Source organism: Subtercola endophyticus (assembly GCF_021044565.1).
Taxonomy (GTDB): Bacteria; Actinomycetota; Actinomycetes; order Actinomycetales; family Microbacteriaceae; genus Subtercola; species Subtercola endophyticus.
In genome coordinates, this window is the sequence record NZ_CP087997.1 from 1,770,293 (window position 1) to 1,792,220 (window position 21,928).

Below are 21,928 nucleotides of genomic sequence, written 5' to 3' on the forward strand. Positions count from 1 at the left end.
TGCGCAGCTCACGGGGCCGACAAACGCAGCGTGGGCAGCCCCAGCGACACACGGCCGACGACCCCGTTCGATGCCGCTTCTGAACCGGCCGGAGTCGGCACTGCGCACGAGTCGGACTGGTCTCGTTCGAACGCGTCGCCGGCGCGGGTGCGTCGAACCTCGAGCGGCAGACCGTCAGTCGAATCGGCGATGAGGTAGTAGGGCTTCGCGCTCGTCACGGTGACGCTCACCACGTCGCCCGGGCGCGGAATCGCCGAACCTTCCGGCACCTCGAAGTGCACGAGGCGGCTGTCTTCGGCTCGGCCGCTGAGGCGCTTGGTGTCGCTGTCTTTGCGCCCTTCGTTGGCGACCAGCACCTCGACGCGGCGGCCGACGACCTTCTGGTTCTCTTCCCACGCGATGCGGTCTTGCAGCGCGACCAGGCGCTCGTAGCGTTCTTGCACGACCTCTTTCGGCACCTGGTCGGCCATGGTCGCTGCGGGCGTGCCCGGGCGAATGGAGTACTGGAACGTGAACGCAGTGGCGAAGCGGGCCTGCTCGACGACTCGCAGGGTCTCTTGGAAGTCTTCTTCGGTCTCACCGGGAAAGCCGACGATGATGTCGGTGCTGATTGCAGCGTGAGGCATGCGGGCGCGCACCCGGTCGAGAATGCCGAGGAACTTCTCTGACCGGTACGAGCGCTTCATCAGCCGCAGGATGCGGTCGGAACCCGACTGCAAAGGCATGTGCAATTGCGGCATCACCGACGGTGTCTCAGCCATGGCGTCGATGACATCGTCGGTGAACGCTGCCGGGTGCGGGCTCGTGAACCGGATGCGCTCGAGACCGTTGATCTCGCCCGCAGCACGCAACAGTTTGCTGAAGGCATGACGGTCGCCGAATTCGACACCGTAGGAGTTGACGTTCTGGCCGAGCAGCGTGACCTCGATCGCGCCATCGTCGACGATGGACTGGATCTCTCGCAGAACCTCGCCGGGTCGACGATCTTTCTCTTTACCACGCAACGAAGGCACGATACAGAACGTGCAGGTGTTGTTGCAGCCGACCGAGATCGAAACCCAGCCGCTGTAGCTGGAATCGCGCTTCGTCGGCAGGGTAGAGGGGAACGTTTCGAGGGAGTCGAGGATCTCCAGCTGCGCCTCGCCGTTGTGACGAGCTCGCTCGAGAAGGCTCGGCAGGGCCCCCATGTTGTGAGTTCCGAAGACGACGTCGACCCACGGCGCCTTCGAGAGGATGACCGACTTGTCTTTCTGCGCGAGGCACCCGCCGACAGCGATCTGCATGCCCGCGTGGCGCTTCTTCACCGATGCGAGGTACCCGAGGTTGCCGTAGAGCTTGTTGTCGGCGTTCTCGCGCACGGCGCAGGTGTTGATGACGACGACGTCGGCGTCGCCTGACTCGCTGCGCACATAGCCGGCCGCCTCGAGCGACCCGCTCAGCCGCTCGGAGTCGTGCACGTTCATCTGGCAACCGTAGGTTCGCACCTCGTAGGTTCGCACTCGCCCTGACTGGTCGAACGCGGCCGTGGAGGGCGCGATGAGGGTGGGTGCTTCGCTGACGCTGCTCATAGTGCTTCTAGTCTACGTTCGCCTCAGCTGTGCACAGGCTGTCGAAGGCTAGCGAAAACGTACGGCGCGCGGCTGCGGCTTGAGCGCGGCCGCAACCGCGGCACGCACCACCGACGACGGGTATCCCTTACGCATCAAGAACGAGGTGAGTCGCCGCTCGGCCGTGGCGGCGTCGAGACGCGCCAGCGTGGGTGCCCTCTTCTCGGCCAGCTCGGTCGCCTTACGCAACTCGTCGTCTTCGCTCAGCACAGCCAACGCGACGGAAATGATTTCGGGCGCGACGTGCCTGGCGCTCAGCTCGTGCCTGATCTGCGATCGCCCGTACCCTTTGCGGCGTTGAAGCGACTCGACCAGTGTCTCGGCGAGATCGTAGTCGTCGACGTAACGGTTGGCACGGTAGCGATCGAGGAACTGCTCGAACTCGCTCTCGTCGACACCGTTGGCCGCAAGCAGATTGGTGACCTCCCACTCGGAGAGCGACTTTCGCGCCAGGGCTCGAACGACGACATTTTCGAGAAACGCCTCGCGTTCGCCCTCACTCATGGCCGGCTCGGTGCGCTGGTCGTCTCGCCCATACTCTGCGTCTTCGGGCTCGCCGTGCCACGACGTGGCGGCAACACCGCTCTGCAGTGCCCGCGATTCGTCATCGACGGGCACGACGCCCGGCAGATAGGTCACCTTCGCCGTCATGAGCTAGGCGCCCTTACGGGCCGCGAGCTTGGGAGCGAGTGACTCGACGTTCGCGGCATCGGCAGCCTTGGCGTCAGCAGCATTGACCTTCGGTGCATTCGGGTCGTCGAGCAGACCGAGCTTCATCTTGATCTTGTTCTCGATCTCAAGAGCGACCTCGGGATTCTCTTTGAGGAATCGCCGCGAGTTCTCTTTACCCTGACCGAGCTGTTCACCGTCGTAGGTGTACCAGGCACCCGATTTGCGCACGATCTCGTTCTCGACACCGAAGTCGATGAGGCTGCCTTCGCGCGAGATACCGATGCCGTAGATGATGTCGAATTCCGCTTGTTTGAAGGGCGGTGCCATCTTGTTCTTCACGACCTTGACTCGAGTGCGGTTACCCACGGCCTCGGTACCCTCTTTCAGGGTCTCGATGCGACGGATGTCGAGCCGGATCGACGCATAGAACTTGAGCGCTTTACCGCCGGCAGTCGTCTCGGGGCTGCCGAAGAACACACCGATCTTCTCGCGCAGCTGGTTGATGAAGATCATGGTGGTATTGGTCTGGTTGAGCCCACCGGTGAGCTTTCGCAGCGCCTGTGACATGAGGCGGGCCTGCAGACCGACGTGGGAGTCACCCATCTCGCCTTCGATCTCGGCGCGGGGTACCAGCGCGGCGACCGAGTCGATGACGATCAGGTCGATCGAACCCGAACGCACGAGCATGTCGGCGATTTCGAGGGCCTGCTCACCGGTGTCGGGCTGGGAGACGAGAAGGGCATCGATGTCTACGCCGAGCTTCTTCGCGTATTCCGGGTCGAGCGCGTGCTCTGCATCGATGAAGGCGGCGATACCGCCGTCACGCTGAGCATTGGCGATGGCATGCAGCGTCAGCGTGGTTTTACCCGACGACTCCGGGCCGTAGATCTCGACGATGCGGCCTCGCGGCAGCCCGCCGATACCGAGCGCGACATCAAGCGCGATGGAGCCGGTGGGAATCACTTCGACAGGAGCGCGCTCGTCGCTGCCAAGGCGCATCACCGACCCTTTTCCGAACTGGCGGTCGATCTGGGCGAGAGCTGTTTCGAGGGCCTTCTCGCGAGTGGCGTCTGAGGGCATTGGGGTCTCCTTCAATCAGGTGCTCGCCTGGTTGAACACCCTCGAAGGAGACTGCTCGACCCGCGCCGCGGTTCGGTGCGCCTATAGGCTGTCGCGCCTGCCCTCGTGTCGGATTTCAGCGAATGATTCTCGCTGGGTTCTTCGGCGATGCGGCTGACGACAAGGCATATGTGCGTTGTGTTTCTTACCCTTCTCACGATAGGAATAACCACCGACACTGAGGTCGACGGGCATCCGTTCTGTGGAGAACGACGCGAATCACTCTGCTGTGTAGAACACTAACAAGACCCGAACATATATTCGAGAGTTCGCCTCGGCGTGTCGGCGTGTTCGAAGATACGAACGAACGCTGTGATCGTCAGCGGCGCGGCTGCGGCAGCCCCGCACCGTGCCAACGGCTCTGCGGAACATCTGCCGCGCGACAGAGCGCCAGCCAGACATTCTTGATGTCTTCGCCCGCTGCCAGCGCCTGCTCGGCGGTGTGGCCAGAGAATTCCGGAAGCACGAGGTCAGACGTGACGACACGGCCGTAGCCCGGCCCGAACTCGTCGTTCACGGCTTGACGGAATTCACTCAGACGCACAACAGACCTCGACGATCGGAAACAGGTGGGGTGGAGCAGGCAGAAAGAAAGGGCGCGAGCCGCCGACCGTCATGGCCTGCGGCTCGCGCCCGATGCTGAAGAAGTGACGGGTCAGCGCGACGCCAGGGCGTCGAAACCGGCCACGAACTCGTCGGGCACCGTGTCGGGAATGGTGTCGATACCCTCGATGACGGCGAGCCGGTCGCCGACCTCGCGCATGATGACGGAGATGGGAGTGTCGAGCGCTTCTGCCACAGAGGCGAGAATTTCGCTGGACGCTTCTTTCTGACCGCGCTCGACCTCGCTGAGGTAACCGAGTGCGACGCTGGCCTTACTTGCGACCTGGCGAAGGGTTCTGCCCTTCTGAAGACGGAAGTCCCGCAGCACGTCGCCGATCTCTTGGCGAACTAAAATCATTGGAGCCTCCTTGCGTGTCTATCTCGGTCGAACCGGCTATGCAGTCGGGGTAAGTAACACTACTTGCCCGTTGCACAAACTCTAAACGACGAAGACTGGACTTTGCTTGTTAATGACACCAGGTGTAACGAGATTGAAACCTGAGTCATTCCCGCGCAACACTGCAAGGGTGCTGCGAGCACTCAGATGAGCGTGGTCTGCGATGTCACACCTGCGAGCGCAGGATGCGAAGCGCTTCTGCCACCGCGCCGGCCCTGATCTGATCCCGGTCTCCGCCGAGGTGCAGCGCGAAGCTCGAGACGCCGTCGTCGGTGGCGAACCCGACAAAAACGGTGCCCGCCTCGTGCCCGTCTTGCGGGCCGGGGCCTGCGACACCCGTCGTCGAGACGCCGATCGACGCGGGCCTGCCGTCGATCACCAGCGCGAACCGCACGCCCTCGGCCATCTGTTCGGCGACCTGCGGATGCACGGGGCCGTGTTTGCGCAACAACTCCGCATCGACGCCCAGCACCGATGCCTTGATGGCGGTGTTGTACGCGACCACGGCCCCGACGACCACGTTCGAGGCCCCAGCGGGCCGGATCAGCTCGGCGGCGAGCATTCCGCCGGTGAGCGACTCGGCAACCGCCACAGTCTCACCACGCCGGGTGAGGTCTGCGATGAGCCGTGCGGTGAGGTCGGTCGTCACGTCGTCGGAACGGGCATCCACTCGCCCGTCGGCGGACTCTTCGGCGGCTCGGCCGACGTCGGCTCGGCCGGCGGACTCGTCAGTGACTCGTCCGTCAGAGCCAGAGGACTCGCTCATCATGCCGCGGCTGGCGCCGTGGGCGTGCCCTTGTTGAGCTTGCGGTCTTGAATGAGGTAGTCGATGCCGGTGATCACCGTGAGGATGAACGCGATCGACATGAGCACGATATTGATGACGTTGAACGTGATCACCACGGGGTCAGACCCGCCGAACAGCGTGGAGAACGGAAACAGTGCGAACGAGATGGCGAACGACTGGGCGAGCGTCTTCAGCTTTCCGCCGCGCGATGCCGGGATGACCCGGCGCTTGATGACGGCGAACCGCCAGACCGTGATGCCGACCTCGCGGATCAAGATGATGATCGTCACCCACCACGGCAGCTCGTTCAGAATCGACAGGCCGACGAGCGCGGCGCCGGTGAGTACCTTGTCGGCAATGGGATCGAGGATCTTGCCGAGATCGGTCACCTGGTTGTTCTTGCGGGCGAGGTGGCCGTCGATGCCGTCGGTGGCGATCGCGAGCACGAACAGGATGGCGGCGAGGTAGCGCAGCAGACCATCGGCGCCGTTGTCGGCGAGCAGCATGATGAAGAACACCGGCGCGAGCAAAATGCGAACGATGGTGATGGCGTTCGGAAGGTTCCAGTTGCTGGTCTTCGCGGGTGTGCCTGAAACGGTCATGGTGCTACTCTCTGCCGGTGAGGCCCCACGCGTCTTCGTCGCCATCAGCCTCGACTTCAGGATACCCGGGGCCGGGCTCGGCGAGTGGGTCGTCGTACGACATCTGGGCATCGTCGCCGTCGGTGCCTGCCTGTGCATAACTCGAGGGCGCCGAGGCATTCGACGTGCCAGTAGGCGCCGGCCCCGCGACATCCGTTCCGCGCAGCGAAGCCAGCACTTCGGCGAGCTGATCGGGCTTCACGAGCACGTCGCGCGCCTTCGAGCCCTCTGAGGGGCCGACGATGGCGCGAGACTCCATGAGGTCCATGAGCCGTCCGGCCTTCGCAAACCCGACCTTGAGCTTGCGCTGCAGCATCGACGTCGAGCCGAATTGCGTATTGATGACCAGCTCGGCCGCTTGAAGCAGCACCTCGAGATCGTCGCCGATATCGGCGTCGATCTGCTTCGACACGGCCGCCACGGTGACGTCGTTGCGGTACTCCGGGCGCGCCTGGCGGGTGACGTGCTGAACAACCTTCTCGATCTCGCTCTCACTGACCCACGCGCCCTGAACACGAATCGACTTCGAGGCACCCATCGGCAAGAAGAGGGCATCCCCCTGCCCGATGAGCTTGTCGGCGCCGGGCTGGTCGAGGATGACTCGGGAGTCGGTGACGCTCGTCACGGCGAACGCGAGTCGTGAGGGCACGTTGGCCTTGATCAGGCCCGTCACGACGTCGACGCTCGGGCGTTGAGTGGCGAGCACGAGGTGGATTCCGGAGGCCCGGGCCAGCTGCGTGATGCGCACGATGGAGTCTTCGACGTCGCGCGGCGCCACCATCATGAGGTCGGCGAGCTCGTCGACCACCACGAGCAGATACGGGTACGGCTTGAGCACGCGGTGACTGCCGACCGGCAGGATGATCTCACCGTTCACGACCGCCCGGTTGAAGTCGTCGATGTGCCGAAAGCCGAAGCTCTCGAGGTCGTCGTAGCGCATATCCATCTCTTTCACGACCCAGGCCAGCGCTTCGGCGGCCTTCTTCGGGTTCGTGATGATGGGGGTGATGAGGTGCGGCACGCCCTGGTACGCCGTGAGCTCGACGCGCTTGGGGTCGATGAGCACCATGCGCACCTCGGAGGGCTTCGCACGCATCAGGATGCTCGTGACCATGGAGTTGACGAAGCTCGACTTGCCCGATCCGGTCGACCCGGCGACCAGAAGGTGGGGCATCTTCGCGAGGTTCGCGATGATGAACTTGCCCTCGACGTCTTTGCCGACGCCGATGGTCATCGGGTGGTGGTCGTTCGTCGCCTTGGCCGAACGCAGCACGTCGCCGAGCACCACGATCTCACGGTCGGTGTTCGGAATCTCGACGCCGATGGCGCTGCGGCCCGGAATGGGCGACAGGATGCGCACCTCGTTGCTGGCGACGGCGTACGAGAGGTTTTTGCTGAGCGCCGTGACCCGCTCGACCTTCACGCCCGGGCCGAGTTCGATCTCGTAGCGGGTGACGGTCGGGCCGCGCGAGAATCCGGTGACCTTGGCATCGACCTGGAACTGCTGCAGCACGTTCGTGATGGCGGCGACGATATCGTCGTTCGCCTGCGATCGGGCCTTCGACGGCTCGCCGAGCGTGAGGGAAGTGGCGGGTGGCAGGGCGTAGTTGAGCGCCTCTTGCTCTTTGACTTCGGCGAGGGAGCGGAACGTGTCATCCGGTTCGCCCGCCGAGACGGCGCCGGTGTCGGCCATGCCCGGCAGGGTGGCGGCCGATCCCGTTGCGCCTGCGGAACCGGGCGCTGCTGCGCCAGCCGCGGACGCGGCTGGCGCACCGCCACCGCCACCGAAGAGCACGCCCGTGAACGAGGCCGTTCCGTCGGTCGCGCCGTCGTCGCGGATGCCCGTGGCCGACTTCGAGCCAGGCAGAATCTCGCCCGTGAAACGCTTGACGGCACTCTCAGCCGCCTCCATGTCGCCGAGCAGCGCGGCATCGAAACTCGCGGTGCTGTCGATGACCTCGGTCGGCGGAGTGCGGTCTTCGACCACGGTTCGGTCGACGACCTCGTTCAGCGCCGTCGTCGGAATGATGGGGCTGTCGAACGCGGGATCTTCTTCTCGCCCGCTCTTGTTGCGGCGCCACCATGGCAGCGAATCGTCGACGGCCTCGAAGTCGAGCTGCAGATCGCCCGTCTGCACGTTCTTGTCGAGCCGGGCCGCTTTGTCTTTGGGTTCGCGCGGCTCACGTGCCTCCGGCGCCTCACCGAACGCGGCGCCGAACAGGTAGGTGTAGAGCTCCTTCAGGCGCACGCCGACCTTGTTCGGCGGAGTCTTCGTGATGATGAAGATCGACAGAATGAGCAGCAACGAGATGAGGATGGTCGCGCCGATCGACGTCGTCAGCAACACCAGTGGCGCGGCGATCACCCAGCCGAACACTCCCCCGGCGTCGGCGAGGCTCTCCATGCCGGCAGACGGCGACGGCTGCGCACTGAACACATGGCAGAGGCCGGACACGCACAGAAGCAGGATGCCCAGGCCGATGCCGATTCGCCCATTGTCGTTCACGGAATTCGGATGCCGGAACAACCAGATCGCGAGCAGCAACATCACGACCGGCAGCGCATACGCCACCCGGCCGAAGAGGCCGCCGAACGTGTACGCGTCGAGCAGGTTCGCAACAGGATTGGCTACCAGGAACCACTCGATGACGGCGCCCGCGATGGCCAGCAGCACCAGCAGGAACGGAAAACCGTCTCGCCGTTCATCCTTCGCCAGTTTCTCGTGCCCGAAGGCGCGCGCGGCTCCGCCCACGAGGTGGGCGAGGCCGAGGTACATAGCGCCGAAGGGGCCGGGGCCCTGCTCTTCGACCGGGTACTTCAGCGTCTTCTGCACCGTGGTCGGCGCCGTTCTCGTAGCGGGTTTACGCGAGCTCGCCGCGGCACCGCTCTTCGCCGCTCCCGCCCCGCGGGCGCGTGAGTTCGACCTGGTACTCGTAGCCATGCGCCTACGCTACTGTCGCGGCTGCGTTTCGCCCGGTAGCCGCTCCGCGCCGCCCCGAAATCGGACTCAGGCCGTCTCGCCTCACAGGCCGCCGGAGCGCGATATCGATACGAGCGTGCCATTGACCAGCGAAACCTCTGCGCCCCTGTCTCCGTCTCCCTTTGGAATCGTGAAGTACACACGCTGGCCATTTTTCGGGAAGGACGTTAGGTCACACGAATGGCCGATTAGTCCGAGCGGAAGTGTGGCCTTGAAGCTCAGAGAGCTGCCGTCGTGAGCCGTCTGAATCGGGTAAGGAATCCCGTCACACAGCAGACCCAACGACAGATCTGCGGCAGTCACATTCGATGACACCCGGGCGATGCCTCCCTCGATAATTGCGAGAGACGATTCCCTGCCTGGATCGAGAACTTTGATGGTTGCAAGATCGAATGAGCCCGGATAAAGAGGCGGTGCGACAGCGGCGTGAGCTGTGAGAGCACCGGCGCACGATAGGGCGACGGTGGCCACGGCCACGACGCTCACCGCTCTGACACGACTGAGGAGTTTGGTATTCATGTGTTGTTCCTTTCGGGATTCTTACCTAAGAGATGCCAAGACGTCCTCGCCATTACGCGACTTTTCGAACGAACATCGCGGACATCCACCTCGCTCTCAGAGTCCACCAGTGCTCGGTACGGTCGACAATTCAGCCTCCCCGGTTCTGGCTGTACGAAGGCATTGTTCCCGAAGGATGCACCTTAGGGACATGTCCGAGGAACGGGATGTGGTCCGTGAGCTGAATCGCGCGACCCGGCCGATTGACCATCACCGTCAGCGTGCAGGGAAGACCCGCCTCGGCCTCAGGGATAAGGCCGTTGAAGGCGAGCGCGAGCGGTGCCGAGTCGACCCGCTAGACACTGGAACAAGCGCCCATCACCGCATTGCATGAAAATGTGAAAAAGTCAGACGGCTTGAGCAAGCCGACGTCTGTCACCGGGGCGTGGATGTCGCGGCGCCCACGACGGCGAGAGCGCAGCAATCTCGAGGTCGCGTTACGCTCCGTATCGGACTACCAATTCATGCGGTTGCAGACAGCCACCCGGACAAATCTGTAGCTCAACGGAGACGTGTCAGCCAAGAGCGAGCATCCGAAAGGCGCGGGAGCGACCTCAGCCGAGGCCGCCGGTCTTGTTGACCGAGATGACGGAGCCGGTCAGGTCGAGCTCCCAGTAGCCGGCAAACGGCTGGACCCAGCCGCTGGAGTCGAAGACGAGCTTGCGGCCGGCCGGTGCGCTTGTCTGGATGCGGCACGAGTGGCCCTCTTCGAGCGCCGAAATGGATGCCACGAGGGTGCCGCCGACCGTTCCGTCGGCGTACTTCGTGACGGTGTCTTTGTAGACGTGCACGGGATAGGTCTTGAGGTCGTCGCAGGTCACCCAGACGCTGTAGTCGGCGAAGTTGTCGCTCGCCCTCGCGCCCTTGAACGCCCCGTAGATGTTGAGGTCGTGCGCTTTGGGGTTGCCCCACGTCGGCAACATCGTATTGATCGTTGACGTCGCCGTGGCCGGCGGGGCGCCAGTGTCGGCGAATGCCGCGCTCGGTGCGGCGACGGCGAAGACGACGGCGAGCCCAGCCACTGCGTACGCGGCCAATTGGTTTCGGGTGGATCGGTGCATTCTGAACTCTCTTCTGTAGGAAACCCCTACCGAAGAGAGCGCCGGCGCGCCCATCCATTACGCCGCTTCACTGAATCGGCGGCTTACGCGAAGCCCACCTATCGGCGCCGCCCGCCGCTGCACCCGAAAGAAGCCCGTGCGGACGAGAGAAGGCGTTGCGCCGGCTTCTTTCGTCCGCGCGACCTTCTCTCGCGGGGCAGGGCGCGCACGCTCTAGTGCTATCAGCCGAGGCCGCCGGTCGAGGACTTGAGAATCACGGTGCCCGAGAAGTAGAGACGAGAGGTATCGCCCGTCTCGCCGGGCTTCGTGCTCGGAGCTGCGAACACCAGTTTGCGATTAGCTGACGAGGATGCCGCGTGGATGGTGCAAGTACTTCCTTCTTCGGATTTCGGCAACCAAGCGCTGATGCCAGCAAAAAGTATGCTGCCGTAGCGACTATCGGCCGAAATGACACTCGGCGAGGTCACGACGTTGACCGGTGCCATGCCGGGACACGTAATGCTGATTGAGAAACCGGCGAGATTGTCGGTCAGAAACGGATCTTCGAGCTGCCCGCCAACGTCAACCCGCGCCTGCGCCGGGTCATTAGTCAGTGGAACGACAAACGACAGATCAGACGACGTGGTCACCGGCGGTGCGTACATTGAGCCGGCCGAGGCCGAAGAGGCGCTCGCCAAGCCGAGCGCACCGGTTGCCGCAATCGACAATGCAACTGCAATGGGAAGTGCAAATTTCTTTGCCATGTGATGCTTCTTTCTCTGAGTGGGGATTCATTAGGAGAGAGTCGCCGAACTAGAAATTATTACGTCAGTTGCGAAAAGTGGTCGAGCAAATAGTCGCTAGGCAAAAACGACTTCCTCGACGCGGCGCGGCTGGGCGCGCATCGCGCGATTTCCGTCCGAAAAACCGTTCAGCGTGCCCTCGCGGGTGAGGCGGCCGGCCGAAGAGCCAACAGGATGCCAGCCTCGTCCCTGCGGATTGCTTACAAACCGCCCGTGCGGCTGTAAGTCGGCATCGAGCCGACGACGTATACGTTTCGCACTGCAGCAGGCTGAAAAACCAGCGGGGCGTGGTTCGAGAGCTGCACCGACCGGCCAGCCTGGTCGACCGTTATGGTCAGCGCGCACGTGTTACCGGTCTCTGAGTCGGGAAGCTCGCCGCTGATCTGTAGGGCGTGGTTCGCGGGGTTAATCTTCGCAGTGAGCGGATACATCCCGCCGTCGCTGCATTCCATGAGAAACGAGAAGTCGGCGGCCTGCAAGGACCCGATGTTCGATACGTCGGCGAAGAAGTTGATCGGGGCTGGCCGATGTTCGCCGGGCCCCGCGCCGGGCACCGAGAACGAGATGACGGAACCAGTGCTGCCCGTCGACGCTTGAGCCACCGAAGCTCCACCGATTGCCGTGGTAAGTGACGTCAGCGCGATCAAGCCGACGGTGACGAGCCGAGTGCGAGTGTTGATTGACATGAGAACCCCTTTCAAAAGTTTCTAATGAAAGAGAGTCGACAAACGCCAACCTATTACGCGACTTCGCAAAACCTAAAGCGAATCAGGCCTCGATGACGACCGGCACGATCATGGGGCGACGACGGTACGAGGTGTTCACCCAGACGGCCCACGGTGCGACGCACGACCTGCTGCAAGGTGTCGGGGTGCCATTGCCTGCGGCCTCTGCCTAGGCGGCGGAGAGTCTTATATCCAGGGAACGGGCAGCCAATCATTAGCTGGGTCGCGAATGAAAAATGGGTGCGGCCGCCGCAACGACCGCACCCGCAGTGCTTCAACGCGAAGTGAAACCACCTGGCTTTCGTAAGCGTGTCGCCAGAAAGAGTACGTGACCGCACGCGACGTTGAATCTGATCCGTTCGGTGCGAAGCGGTCTGACCTAGAGTCCGCCAGTGCTGCTGTAGGTCGGCATGCTTCCCCGAATATCGACCATGGTTGCAAGGGGCGGCAATCCAATCGGATCGAGCTTCACGCGGTATTGACTCGTGACACCGATTGTGAAATTGCACGTCTTGCCGGAGTCGACGGAAGGAAGCTTGAACCGGGTGAAAGCGAATGCTCGAGCTCCAGATGAGACTGAGATCGGCACAGAATAGGAGTTGCCGTCTGCGCAAAAGATGGAGGCGTCAAACGCAGACGCAGGCAGGCCTGGCTCTGAAATCGACAGGTCAATGTCGCTGACAGTCGGATATCCATACGGCTCTGGAGCAACGAAAGTGACCTGGCTAAGAAGTCTGCTTGGAGCCGCCTGTGCCGCCGAGGCTCCGCCGACGGCGGTGGTGAGTGCGATGAGTGCGGCCGTGCAGAGCACAGCGAGCCGAGTGCGAGTGTTGATTGACATGAGAACCCCTTTCAAAAGTTTCTAATGAAAGAGAGTCGACAAACGCCAACCTATTACGCGACTTCGCGAAACCTACAGCGGGTCAGGCCTCGATGACGACCGGCACGATCATGGGGCGACGACGGTACGAGGTGTTCACCCAGCGGCCCACGGTGCGGCGAACGACCTGCTGCAGGGCGTGGGTGTCGCGAGTGCCGTTGCCCGCGGCCTCCGCAAGAGCGGCGGCGATCTTAGGCTTGACCTTGTCGAAGACCGACTCGTCTTCGGCGAAACCCTTGGCGTGGATCTCGGGGCCGACGATGATGCGACCGGTGCCGGCCTCGACGACCACGATGATCGAGATGAAACCCTCTTCGCCGAGGATGCGGCGGTCTTTGAGGTCGTCGTCGGTGATCTCGCCGACACTGGTGCCGTCGACATAGACGAAGCCGAGGTCGTACTGACCGACGACCTTGGCGACACCGTCGCGCAGGTCGACGACGGTGCCGTCGTCGGCGAGGATCGTGTTCTCGCGCGGCACCCCCGTCTCGATGGCCAGCTGCGCGTTCGCGACGAGGTGACGGTACTCACCGTGCACGGGCATGACGTTGCGCGGCTTCAGGATGTTGTAGCAGTACAGCAACTCCCCCGCGGCCGCGTGACCCGAGACGTGCACCTTCGCGTTGCCCTTGTGAACGACCGTCGCACCGAGCTTGGTGAGGCCGTTGATGACGCGATAGACCGCGTTCTCGTTGCCCGGGATGAGCGACGAAGCCAGGATGACCGTGTCACCAGGCCCGACCTCGATCTGATGCTCGAGATTGGCCATGCGCGAAAGCACGGCCATCGGCTCGCCCTGCGAACCGGTCGACATGTAGACGATCTTGTTGTCGGGGATGTCGCCGGCCTTCTTGAAGTCCACCAGCACACCCTCGGGAACCTTGAGGTAGCCGAGTTCGGCGGCGATGGTCATGTTGCGCACCATGGAGCGGCCGAGCAGGGCGACCCTGCGCCCGTTGGCGTGTGCGGCATCCAGAACCTGCTGCACACGGTGCACGTGCGACGAGAAGCTCGCCACGATGACCCGGCGCGGAGCATGCGCGATGACGCTGTCGAGCACGGGGCCGATGGTGCGCTCCGACGGCGTGAAGCCGGGAACATCGGCGTTGGTGGAGTCGACCAGGAAGAGATCCACACCGGCCTCACCGAGGCGCGCGAAGGCGCGCAGGTCGGTGATGCGATTGTCGAGGGGAAGCTGGTCCATCTTGAAGTCGCCGGTGTGAAGCACGACACCGGCGACGGTCTTGATGGCGACGGCCAGAGCATCCGGAATCGAGTGGTTCACCGCCACGAATTCGAGTTCGAACGGGCCCATCTGCTCGACCTGGCCCTCTTCGACCTGAAAAGTGTAGGGCTTGATGCGGTGCTCTTTGAGCTTCGCCTCGACCAGTGCGAGTGTGAGGCCCGAGCCGATGAGCGGGATGTCGTTCTTGAGGCGCAGCAGGTACGGCACGGCACCGATGTGGTCTTCGTGACCGTGGGTGAGCACGATTCCGACGACGTCGTTCAGGCGCCCGCGCACGAGCGAGAAGTCGGGCAGAATCAGGTCGACACCGGGCTGCGTCTCTTCGGGAAAGAGCACACCGCAGTCGACGATCAGCAGCTTGCCGTTGATCTCGAACACGGTCATGTTGCGGCCGATCTCGCCGAGACCGCCGATCGGGGTGATGCGCAGGGTGTCGCGCTGGAGTTTTTGGGGTTCGTATACGGCGTTGGGCATATGCCCTCCTAGAGCTGTGTGTTCGGTGTTTCAGCCACAGCGCGTTATTCGCGCGTGGTGCCCGGAATTTTCGGCAACGCGCCACCGGCAGCGGCGTTGCGATCAGGGCGGAAGTTCGTGAAGGAGACCCCGGGAATGCTGCGCACGAGATCGATTTCGTCTTCGATCTTCGCCGCCTCCCATTCTTCGGGGCCGACGAGCGGGAGACGCACACGCGGGCTCGAAATGCGCCCGAGACCGTGCAAGATGTATTTGGCCGCGACCGTGCCCGGAACATGGGTCATGGTGGCCCGCACCAGCGGCTCGAGAGCCTGGTGCATCGAGGTGGCCGTTGCGAGGTCGCCCGCGTTGACCGCGTCGATCATGATGCGGTACGGCCGTGCGGCGATGTTGTTGGTGACACCGATGAGCCCGGTCGCGCCGACGGCGAGGTGCGGCAGCACGTTCGAGTCGTCACCCGAGAAGTACATCAGGTCGGTCTGGTTGAGCACCCGGCTGACCTCGCTGAAGTCGCCCTTGGCGTCTTTGATGGCGAGGATGTTCGGATGCTTGGCCGCACGCAGAATGGTGTCGTAGCTGATCGGAATGCCCGTGCGACCGGGAATGTCGTACAGGATGACCGGCAGATCGGTCGCGTCGGCGATCATGCGAAAGTGCGTCAGCACACCCGCCTGAGTCGGCTTGTTGTAGTACGGCGTGACGACGAGATTGCCGTCGGCGCCGGCCTTCGCGCTCTTCTTGGCCAGCTGCATCGCGTGGGCGGTCTCGTTCGAGCCGCCACCCGTGATGATCTTGGCGCGCCCGTCGGCAACCGACTTGCCCACCTCGACCAGCCGGATCTTCTCGGCGTCGGTCAGGGTGGAGGTCTCACCGGTGGTGCCGGAGACGACGATGCCGTCGGCACCGTCGGAGATGACCGTGTCGATGTGCTTCTCGACGCTCGCCCAGTCGACTTCACCGTCGGCGGTGAAGGGCGTCACGAGAGCGACGAGCACCTGCCCGAACGGGTTGGTTGATGAGTTGCGCAGAGAATCGGTCGATGAAGCCACGTCTACAGGGTAGCGGTCAAAGCCGGGCGGTGCGGATGCCCGGCTCGCCTCGCGACGCGAACACTCATGCTCTAGAACCCGAGCCGCCCCAGCTGCTTTGCGTCGCGCTGCCAGTCTTTGGCCACCTTGACCCGAATGCTGAGGAAAACCTGCTTGCCGAGCAACGGCTCGATCGACGCCCTCGCGCGGGCCCCGACCTCGCCCAGACGGGCGCCGGACTTGCCGATGATGATGCCCTTCTGGCTGTCGCGTTCGACGAACAGGTTCGCGTAGATCTCGATGAGATCGCGGTCGTCGCGCTCGATCATGTCGTCGATGGTCACGGCGATGGAGTGCGGCAATTCGTCTTGCACACCCTCGAGAGCGGCCTCGCGGATGAGTTCGGAGACGCGGGTTTCAAGCCCCTCGTCGGTGACCTGATCGTCGGGGTAGAGCTTGGGCGACACCGGCAGCAGCTTGATGAGCTCGGAGGTGAGCACGTCGAGCTGCAGGTTGCTGGTCGAGGAGATGGGGATGATCGTCTCCCAGTCGCGCAACTGCGACACCGCGAGCAGTGCCTCCGCCACGGCGGGCCTCGAGGCGGCATCGATCTTCGTGACGATGGCGACCTTCTTGGCGCGCGGAAACGAGTCGAGCTGCTCGTTGATGAACTTGTCGCCCGGTCCGAGCTTCTCGTCGGCGGGGATGCAGAATCCGATCACGTCGACGTCGCCGAGGGTGTCTTGCACCACGGCGTTGAGCCGCTCGCCGAGGAGGGTACGCGGACGATGCATGCCGGGGGTGTCGACCAAGATGAGCTGACCTTGCGGCCGATGCACGATTCCGCGGATGGCCCGGCGCGTCGTCTGCGGCTTCGAGCTGGTGATGGCGACCTTCTCGCCGACGAGCGCGTTGGTGAGCGTGGACTTGCCGACGTTGGGGCGGCCGACGAAGGAGACGAACCCCGCGCGGAATCCGGAACCGTCGATGAGCTCGGGTCCGTCGGTGCGCTCGGGGCCGTCGTGAAGATCTGAGCCGGTCATACTGACCCCTTTTCGGGTATTTTTTCGGAGGAGTGAACAAGCTCGACGATGACCGTGCTGATGCGTTTGCGTCGCCCATCGGTGCGTTCTGCGGTGAGTTTGACCCCGGCGACCTCGGCGGTCGAGCCTTGCACGGGCAAGCGACCGAGTGCCTTGCCCAGCAGACCGCCGACCGAGTCGACATCGTCGTCGTCGAGCTCGAGGCCGAACAACTCGCCGAGTTCGTCGACCGGCAGCCGAGCGCTCACGCGATACACACCGAATGACAGCTCTTCGACCTCGACGACCTCGTGGTCGTACTCGTCGGAGATGTCGCCCACGAGTTCTTCGATGAGGTCTTCGAGCGTCACGAGCCCGGCGATTCCGCCGTATTCGTCGACCACCATGGCCAGATGATTCGACTCGAGCTGCATCTGCCGCAACGTGTCGTCGACCTTCTTCGACTCCGGGATGAACAGAGCAGGTTTCGCCAGCTCCGAGACCTTCACGACGTCGACCTTCTTGGGCTTCTCGTGGCTGAGCCGCGCTGCGTCGCGCAGGTACAGGATGCCTGTCACGTCGTCAACGTCATCGGCCACCACCGGCATGCGGCTGACCCCTCGACTCAAGAAGAGCCCCATGCTCTGACCGACCGTGGCGTCGTGCTCGACGGTGACCATGTCGGTGCGCGGAATCATCACTTCGCGCACCACCGTGTCGTTGAATTCGATGATGGAGTGGATGAGTTCTCGATCGTCTTCTTCGAGCACGTCGAGCTCGGTGGCTTCGTCGACCATGCTGAGCAGCTGCTCTTCAGACGAGAAGGTGGCCGAGCGCGGCCGGCCCGGCGTCACGCGATTGCCGAGCGCGACGAGCGCATTGGCGATGGGCCCGAGCAGCACCCGCAAGAGGTGGATCAGCACCGCGGTCAACCGCAGCACCGCCCGGGAATGCACACGCCCGACGCTGCGCGGGCTCGACCCGACGAGAACGAACGAAACACCGGTCATGATGAGAATCGAGAGCACCAGCGCGAGCCAGATCTCGTCGAGGCTGAATGCCAGCGCAATGGTCACCAGCACCGCCGCCGAGGTCTCGACGACGACGCGCACGAAGCTGACCACGTTGATGTGGGCGCCCGTGTCTTCGGCGATGGCGGTCAGCGATCGCTTCGCTCGAGACGTCGCGACGAGCTCGAGCATGTCCGCCCGCGACAGCGACGCCATCGCTGCATCGGCGGCCGCGAAAAGCCCTCCGAAGGCGACGAGAACGAACGCGATCGCGATGAAGGGGCCGACGAGCGGAAGGGAGTTCATAGCCGGTAGCGGCGCTCCTTCACGGCGAAACCGACAAGAATGTCGCCTTGGATGCCGAACATCTCTTTCTCTTCGGCCGGTTCCGCGTGGTCGAAGCCGAGCAGGTGCAGAATTCCGTGGGTGAGCAGCAGCAGCAGCTCTTCGAGCGTGGAGTGTCCGGCCACCTGAGCCTGACCTTCTGCGACCTGCGGGCAGAGCACGACGTCGCCGAGCAGGCCGGGCGGAGTAGGCGCTTCTTCGGTGCCGGGGCGCAGTTCATCCATCGGAAAGCTGAGCACGTCGGTGGGGCCCGGTTCGTCCATCCACTGCACGTGCAGCTGCTCCATGGCGGCCTCGTCGACCAGCACGATCGCCAGCTCCGCATCAGGATGCACGTGCATCTGATCGAGCGCATAGGTCGCGAGGCGCAACAACGCCTTCTCGTCGACGGGAATCGACGACTCGTTGTTGACTTCGATGCTCATGCGGGGTCTCCCTGAGTGTTCAGCTGTGCGGCCGCTCGACGAGCCGCGGCTTGCGCCTTATTCGCGAGTTGCGTCTGCTCGTAACCGGTATAGGCGTCGACGATCTGGCCGACGAGCGAATGCCGAACGACATCGGCACTGGTCAGCGTAGCGAAGTGGATGTCGTCGATGCCGTCGAGCACGCCGCGAACGACCTGCAGGCCGCTGGTGCCGACCGGCAGGTCGACCTGAGTGATGTCGCCGGTGACGACCATGTGCGAGCCGAACCCGAGCCGGGTGAGAAACATCTTCATCTGCTCGGGCGTGGTGTTCTGCGCCTCGTCGAGCACGATGAACGAGTCGTTGAGCGTGCGCCCGCGCATGTAGGCGAGAGGCGCGACCTCGATGGTTCCGGTGGCCAGCAGCTTCGGCACGACCTCCGGGTCGAGCATCTCGTTCAGCGCGTCGAAGAGCGGCCGGAGGTACGGGTCGATCTTGTCGGTGAGCGATCCCGGCAGGTAACCGAGTCGCTCGCCGGCCTCGACCGCGGGGCGGGTCAGGATGATGCGGTTGACCTCTTTGCGCTGCAGCGCCTGCACGGCCTTCGCCATGGCGAGGTAGGTCTTGCCGGTGCCGGCCGGGCCGATTCCGAACACGATGGTGTTCTCGTCGATGGCGTCGACGTACTGCTTCTGCCCGAGCGTCTTGGCACGCACGGTGCGGCCGCGGGCGCTCAGGATGGGCTGGCCGAGGGCGTCAGACGGGCTGGTCGCAGTACCCGAGTCGAGCATCCGTGCCGAGGCCGTCACCTCGATCTCGGTGAGTTCGTCGTTTCCGTTGCGCACCATCTCGACCAGCTCTTCGATGAGCCGACGAGCGGACTCGACGTCGGCCGAGGGGCCCTGCAGCGTGATCTCGTTGCCCCGCACGTGCAGCCCGACCGTCGGGTACTGCTTCTCGACCAGGGTCACGAGCCGGTCTTGCGGGCCGAGCAGGCGCACCATGGCGAGCCCGTCGACGTGGATGACCGCGTCGGAGAGCGGGCCGGAGCGCACGCCGGTGCCGGCCGCGGTACCGCGAGCGAGCGAGCCCGCCGAAAAATCAGAACGTGGCAAGGGAACCCTCTTCGCTGCCCGTCGCTCCCGTGCCGTCGGGCCAGGCGAGCACGTGTGCGTGCACGTGGAAGACGGTCTGGCCGGCGCCCTGCCCGGTGTTGAAGATCAGTCTGAAGTCGTTGTCGGCTTGCTCTGCCGCCACGTCGTTCGCGACAGCGATGACCTCGGCCAGCAGTGCGGGATCACCCGCGGCGAGCTCGACGACGTTCGTGTACTGCTGCGTCTTCGGCACGACGAGAATGTGCACCGGAGCCTTCGGAGCGACGTCGGTGAAAGCGATTACCCGATCGGTTTCGGCGACGATGGTGGCCGGAATCTCGCGCGTGACGATGCGGCTGAAGATCGACGGTTCGGTTGAAGCTGACATGTCTTCCATCTTAAGCGGAGCGCCTGACAGGCGACCCGGCAGGCGAGCGCCCGAGCGAGTGCCGCCCGACGCTGTGCGCGAACGTCACCAGCGCTTGAGCAGAATGTTGACCGCCGCGAGCCCCGCCGGCCCGGCCGACGAGGTGCGCAGGATGCCCGGGCCGAGCTTGACCGGCTGGGCGCCCGCCTTCGTGAGATCTTCGAGTTCGCGCTCGGCGATTCCCCCCTCGGGGCCGACCACGAGCACGAGGTCAGGCACCGTCTGGTCGGGATTGCGCACGACACCCTCGCGAGCAAGGTCGCTCTGCACGATGGCGCTCAGGTCCACTCCGCTGAGCGAGAGCTCAGCCGTCGGCTCGAGCACGAGCACCTTCGTGGACTCGGCGAGCGCGAGCAGATCTTTTGTCGTGTGGAGGTCGGCCACCTCTGGCACCCAGGCACGGATCGACTGCTTCGTGGCCTCGCGCACGATGGTGCGCCAGCGCTCGACACCCTTGGCGACCTTGTCGCCGGTCCAGCGCGAAACCGACCGTTCGGCCGCCCACGGAACGACACCGTCGACGCCGAGTTCGGTGGCAGCCTGAATAGCCAGCTCGTCGCGGTCACCCTTGGCGAGCGCCTGCACCAGCCAGATCGAGAGCTCGGGCACAGAAACGTCGAGAACGTGCGTGACAGCGATGCTCAGCACGGTCGACGACACGGCGATCACCGGCCCGCGCACCAGAAGGCCGCGCCCGTCGCCGATCGAGGTCTCTTCGCCGACCCGGATTCGGTTCACTTTGACCGCGTGCTTCTGTTCCTCACCGTGCAACGACACCACGTCGCCCACCTCGTGGGGAGTGTCTCGCAGGTCTTCGCGCAGGTAAAGGGAACTCACGCCCAGAAGCCTATTGGTTCGCGAACGGCTTGCCGGGCATCCACTCGCCCGCTCAGTTCAGAAACCGATCGCGCAGCTTCGAGAACAACCCCTGCTGGAACTGCCCGAGAGTCGGCGACGGGTACTTGTGGGCCGCGGCCAGCTGCTTCACGAGCTCTTTCTGCTTATGGTCGAGCTTCGTGGGCGTCACCACTTGTACGCCGATCTTGAGGTCGCCCCGGCCGCCACCGCGCAGCTTCGTCACACCGCGCGATTTCACCGTGACCACCTCTGAGCTCTGGATGCCCGGCCGAAGTTCGACCTCGACGTCGCCGTCGAGCGCGTTGACGGTCGTGGTGGTGCCGAGCACCGCATCCCACATCTGCACTTCGAGCGTGCAGAGAATGTCGTCGCCGTTGCGGCTGAACACGTCGTGGTGGCGCACCTTCACCTCGAGGTACAGGTCGCCCTGCGGGCCGCCGGCGGGGCCGACTTCACCCTGGCCCGGCATCTGCAGGCGAAGGCCGGTGTCGACCCCGGCGGGGATGTCGACCGGAATGATGCGGCGAGCGCGCACGCGGCCCTGGCCCTGGCAGGTGACGCAGGGCGCGGGGATGATCGTGCCGAAGCCGCGGCAGGTGCCGCACGGTGAGCTGGTCATGACGTTGCCCAGCAGCGAGCGCACGGTGCGGGAGATCTGGCCGGTGCCGTGGCAGATGTCGCAGGTGACCTCGGAGGTTCCAGGCTGGGCACACGAGCCGTTACAGGTCTCGCAGAGGATGGCCGTGTCGACCTCGAGGTCGCGGTGGGTGCCGAAAATGACCTCGCCGAGATCGACCTCGACACGCAAGAGGGCGTCTTGACCGCGTTCGGCGCGGGAGCGGGGGCCGCGCTGGCCGCCCTGCTGGCCGCCGAAGAAGGTCTCGAAGATGTCGCCGAAGCCGCCGAAACCCTGGGCACCGCCACCACCGCCGCCGAAACCGGCCTGGGGGCCGCGATCGTAGCTCTGGCGCTGACCGGGATCGCTCAGAACGTCATAGGCGTGAGTCACGGCCTTGAAGCGCTCTTCGGCATCGGGGCTGGAGTTCACATCGGGGTGCAACTCGCGAGCGAGCCGGCGGTAGGCCTTCTTGATCTCGTCAGGGGTCGCGGTTCGTTCGACACCGAGAACGTCGTAGTGGTCAGCCACGAAGGGCTTCTCCTTTGTTTGTGGTCATGCCGAGCGCGAACTCGTCAGAGTGCGCGTGGAC

The 21,928-nt window shown here is 64.1% G+C and carries 22 protein-coding genes; all 22 read right to left on the reverse strand.

The features are described 5' to 3' along the window. Window positions 1-8: 8 nt before the first annotated feature. Window positions 9-1,568 (reverse strand): tRNA (N6-isopentenyl adenosine(37)-C2)-methylthiotransferase MiaB, encoded by a 1,560-nt coding sequence (gene miaB, locus LQ955_RS08325; RefSeq protein ID WP_231027697.1) that lies wholly within the window; start codon window positions 1,566-1,568, stop codon window positions 9-11. A gap of 48 nt (window positions 1,569-1,616) precedes the next feature. After that, window positions 1,617-2,258, reverse strand: a complete 642-nt coding sequence (locus LQ955_RS08330) for a regulatory protein RecX (RefSeq protein WP_231027698.1) — start codon at window positions 2,256-2,258, stop codon at window positions 1,617-1,619. A gap of 3 nt (window positions 2,259-2,261) precedes the next feature. Further along, complete coding sequence (recA, locus tag LQ955_RS08335; RefSeq protein WP_231027699.1) at window positions 2,262-3,359, reverse strand: recombinase RecA; 1,098 nt, start codon at window positions 3,357-3,359, stop codon at window positions 2,262-2,264. A gap of 358 nt (window positions 3,360-3,717) precedes the next feature. Beyond that, a complete protein-coding gene (locus LQ955_RS08340; RefSeq protein ID WP_231027700.1) occupies window positions 3,718-3,942 on the reverse strand; it encodes a DUF3046 domain-containing protein in 225 nt (74 codons plus the stop codon). Window positions 3,943-4,053: 111 nt separating this feature from the next. Next, complete coding sequence (locus LQ955_RS08345; RefSeq protein ID WP_231027701.1) at window positions 4,054-4,359, reverse strand: helix-turn-helix domain-containing protein; 306 nt, start codon at window positions 4,357-4,359, stop codon at window positions 4,054-4,056. Between the two features lie 205 nt (window positions 4,360-4,564). Further along, window positions 4,565-5,167: a CinA family protein gene (locus tag LQ955_RS08350; protein ID WP_231027702.1), complete on the reverse strand. Its 603-nt coding sequence runs from the start codon at window positions 5,165-5,167 to the stop codon at window positions 4,565-4,567. Next, entirely contained in the window at window positions 5,164-5,787 is a 624-nt protein-coding gene (gene pgsA / locus LQ955_RS08355) for a CDP-diacylglycerol--glycerol-3-phosphate 3-phosphatidyltransferase (protein ID WP_231027703.1), read from the reverse strand. The genes LQ955_RS08350 and pgsA overlap by 4 nt, the downstream gene beginning before the upstream one ends. 4 nt (window positions 5,788-5,791) lie before the next feature. Further along, the gene (locus tag LQ955_RS08360) at window positions 5,792-8,767 is read right to left on the reverse strand and encodes a DNA translocase FtsK (RefSeq protein WP_231027704.1); all 2,976 of its coding nucleotides are present in this window, start codon (window positions 8,765-8,767) and stop codon (window positions 5,792-5,794) included. A gap of 81 nt (window positions 8,768-8,848) precedes the next feature. After that, on the reverse strand, window positions 8,849-9,325 hold the full coding sequence (locus LQ955_RS08365) for a hypothetical protein (protein WP_231027705.1): 477 nt from the start codon (window positions 9,323-9,325) through the stop codon (window positions 8,849-8,851). Between the two features lie 593 nt (window positions 9,326-9,918). Next, on the reverse strand, window positions 9,919-10,425 hold the full coding sequence (locus LQ955_RS08370; RefSeq protein WP_231027706.1) for a hypothetical protein: 507 nt from the start codon (window positions 10,423-10,425) through the stop codon (window positions 9,919-9,921). Between the two features lie 221 nt (window positions 10,426-10,646). Continuing rightward, complete coding sequence (locus tag LQ955_RS08375; RefSeq protein ID WP_231027707.1) at window positions 10,647-11,168, reverse strand: hypothetical protein; 522 nt, start codon at window positions 11,166-11,168, stop codon at window positions 10,647-10,649. 239 nt (window positions 11,169-11,407) lie between these two features. Beyond that, complete coding sequence (locus LQ955_RS08380) at window positions 11,408-11,893, reverse strand: hypothetical protein (RefSeq protein WP_231027708.1); 486 nt, start codon at window positions 11,891-11,893, stop codon at window positions 11,408-11,410. 418 nt (window positions 11,894-12,311) lie between these two features. Then, window positions 12,312-12,773: a hypothetical protein gene (locus tag LQ955_RS08385; protein ID WP_231027709.1), complete on the reverse strand. Its 462-nt coding sequence runs from the start codon at window positions 12,771-12,773 to the stop codon at window positions 12,312-12,314. 82 nt (window positions 12,774-12,855) lie between these two features. Beyond that, window positions 12,856-14,532 (reverse strand): ribonuclease J, encoded by a 1,677-nt coding sequence (locus LQ955_RS08390; protein ID WP_231027710.1) that lies wholly within the window; start codon window positions 14,530-14,532, stop codon window positions 12,856-12,858. Between the two features lie 44 nt (window positions 14,533-14,576). Beyond that, window positions 14,577-15,581 (reverse strand): 4-hydroxy-tetrahydrodipicolinate synthase, encoded by a 1,005-nt coding sequence (gene dapA, locus LQ955_RS08395; protein WP_231027711.1) that lies wholly within the window; start codon window positions 15,579-15,581, stop codon window positions 14,577-14,579. A gap of 71 nt (window positions 15,582-15,652) precedes the next feature. Next, window positions 15,653-16,603 carry a GTPase Era gene (era, locus tag LQ955_RS08400; protein WP_231027712.1) on the reverse strand — a complete coding sequence of 317 codons (951 nt, stop codon included), beginning with the start codon at window positions 16,601-16,603 and terminating at the stop codon, window positions 15,653-15,655. Continuing rightward, window positions 16,600-17,898: a hemolysin family protein gene (locus LQ955_RS08405; protein ID WP_231027713.1), complete on the reverse strand. Its 1,299-nt coding sequence runs from the start codon at window positions 17,896-17,898 to the stop codon at window positions 16,600-16,602. Before LQ955_RS08405 ends, era begins: the two co-directional genes overlap by 4 nt. Further along, complete coding sequence (gene ybeY / locus LQ955_RS08410) at window positions 17,895-18,362, reverse strand: rRNA maturation RNase YbeY (RefSeq protein WP_231027714.1); 468 nt, start codon at window positions 18,360-18,362, stop codon at window positions 17,895-17,897. Before ybeY ends, LQ955_RS08405 begins: the two co-directional genes overlap by 4 nt. Continuing rightward, entirely contained in the window at window positions 18,359-19,345 is a 987-nt protein-coding gene (locus tag LQ955_RS08415; protein ID WP_231028091.1) for a PhoH family protein, read from the reverse strand. The genes ybeY and LQ955_RS08415 overlap by 4 nt, the downstream gene beginning before the upstream one ends. A 97-nt stretch (window positions 19,346-19,442) precedes the next feature. Beyond that, window positions 19,443-19,823 carry a histidine triad nucleotide-binding protein gene (locus LQ955_RS08420; RefSeq protein WP_231027715.1) on the reverse strand — a complete coding sequence of 127 codons (381 nt, stop codon included), beginning with the start codon at window positions 19,821-19,823 and terminating at the stop codon, window positions 19,443-19,445. Window positions 19,824-19,907: 84 nt separating this feature from the next. Next, entirely contained in the window at window positions 19,908-20,699 is a 792-nt protein-coding gene (locus LQ955_RS08425) for a 16S rRNA (uracil(1498)-N(3))-methyltransferase (RefSeq protein WP_231027716.1), read from the reverse strand. A gap of 52 nt (window positions 20,700-20,751) precedes the next feature. Then, complete coding sequence (dnaJ, locus tag LQ955_RS08430) at window positions 20,752-21,867, reverse strand: molecular chaperone DnaJ (RefSeq protein WP_231027717.1); 1,116 nt, start codon at window positions 21,865-21,867, stop codon at window positions 20,752-20,754. Window positions 21,868-21,928: the final 61 nt, after the last annotated feature.

Coding starts and splice junctions, on each gene's coding strand:
- LQ955_RS08380 (WP_231027708.1), bottom strand. CDS start 11,893: ATGTCAATCAACACTCGCACTCGGCTCGTCACCGTCGGCTTGATCGCG.
- LQ955_RS08345 (WP_231027701.1), bottom strand. CDS start 4,359: ATGATTTTAGTTCGCCAAGAGATCGGCGACGTGCTGCGGGACTTCCGT.
- LQ955_RS08370 (WP_231027706.1), bottom strand. CDS start 10,425: ATGCACCGATCCACCCGAAACCAATTGGCCGCGTACGCAGTGGCTGGG.
- LQ955_RS08415 (WP_231028091.1), bottom strand. CDS start 19,345: ATGGTGCGCCTGCTCGGCCCGCAAGACCGGCTCGTGACCCTGGTCGAG.
- LQ955_RS08385 (WP_231027709.1), bottom strand. CDS start 12,773: ATGTCAATCAACACTCGCACTCGGCTCGCTGTGCTCTGCACGGCCGCA.
- LQ955_RS08360 (WP_231027704.1), bottom strand. CDS start 8,767: ATGGCTACGAGTACCAGGTCGAACTCACGCGCCCGCGGGGCGGGAGCG.
- LQ955_RS08330 (WP_231027698.1), bottom strand. CDS start 2,258: ATGACGGCGAAGGTGACCTATCTGCCGGGCGTCGTGCCCGTCGATGAC.
- LQ955_RS08365 (WP_231027705.1), bottom strand. CDS start 9,325: ATGAATACCAAACTCCTCAGTCGTGTCAGAGCGGTGAGCGTCGTGGCC.
- recA (WP_231027699.1), bottom strand. CDS start 3,359: ATGCCCTCAGACGCCACTCGCGAGAAGGCCCTCGAAACAGCTCTCGCC.
- ybeY (WP_231027714.1), bottom strand. CDS start 18,362: ATGAGCATCGAAGTCAACAACGAGTCGTCGATTCCCGTCGACGAGAAG.
- miaB (WP_231027697.1), bottom strand. CDS start 1,568: ATGAGCAGCGTCAGCGAAGCACCCACCCTCATCGCGCCCTCCACGGCC.
- LQ955_RS08350 (WP_231027702.1), bottom strand. CDS start 5,167: ATGATGAGCGAGTCCTCTGGCTCTGACGGACGAGTCACTGACGAGTCC.
- LQ955_RS08390 (WP_231027710.1), bottom strand. CDS start 14,532: ATGCCCAACGCCGTATACGAACCCCAAAAACTCCAGCGCGACACCCTG.
- era (WP_231027712.1), bottom strand. CDS start 16,603: ATGACCGGCTCAGATCTTCACGACGGCCCCGAGCGCACCGACGGACCC.
- LQ955_RS08420 (WP_231027715.1), bottom strand. CDS start 19,823: ATGTCAGCTTCAACCGAACCGTCGATCTTCAGCCGCATCGTCACGCGC.
- LQ955_RS08375 (WP_231027707.1), bottom strand. CDS start 11,168: ATGGCAAAGAAATTTGCACTTCCCATTGCAGTTGCATTGTCGATTGCG.
- pgsA (WP_231027703.1), bottom strand. CDS start 5,787: ATGACCGTTTCAGGCACACCCGCGAAGACCAGCAACTGGAACCTTCCG.
- LQ955_RS08405 (WP_231027713.1), bottom strand. CDS start 17,898: ATGAACTCCCTTCCGCTCGTCGGCCCCTTCATCGCGATCGCGTTCGTT.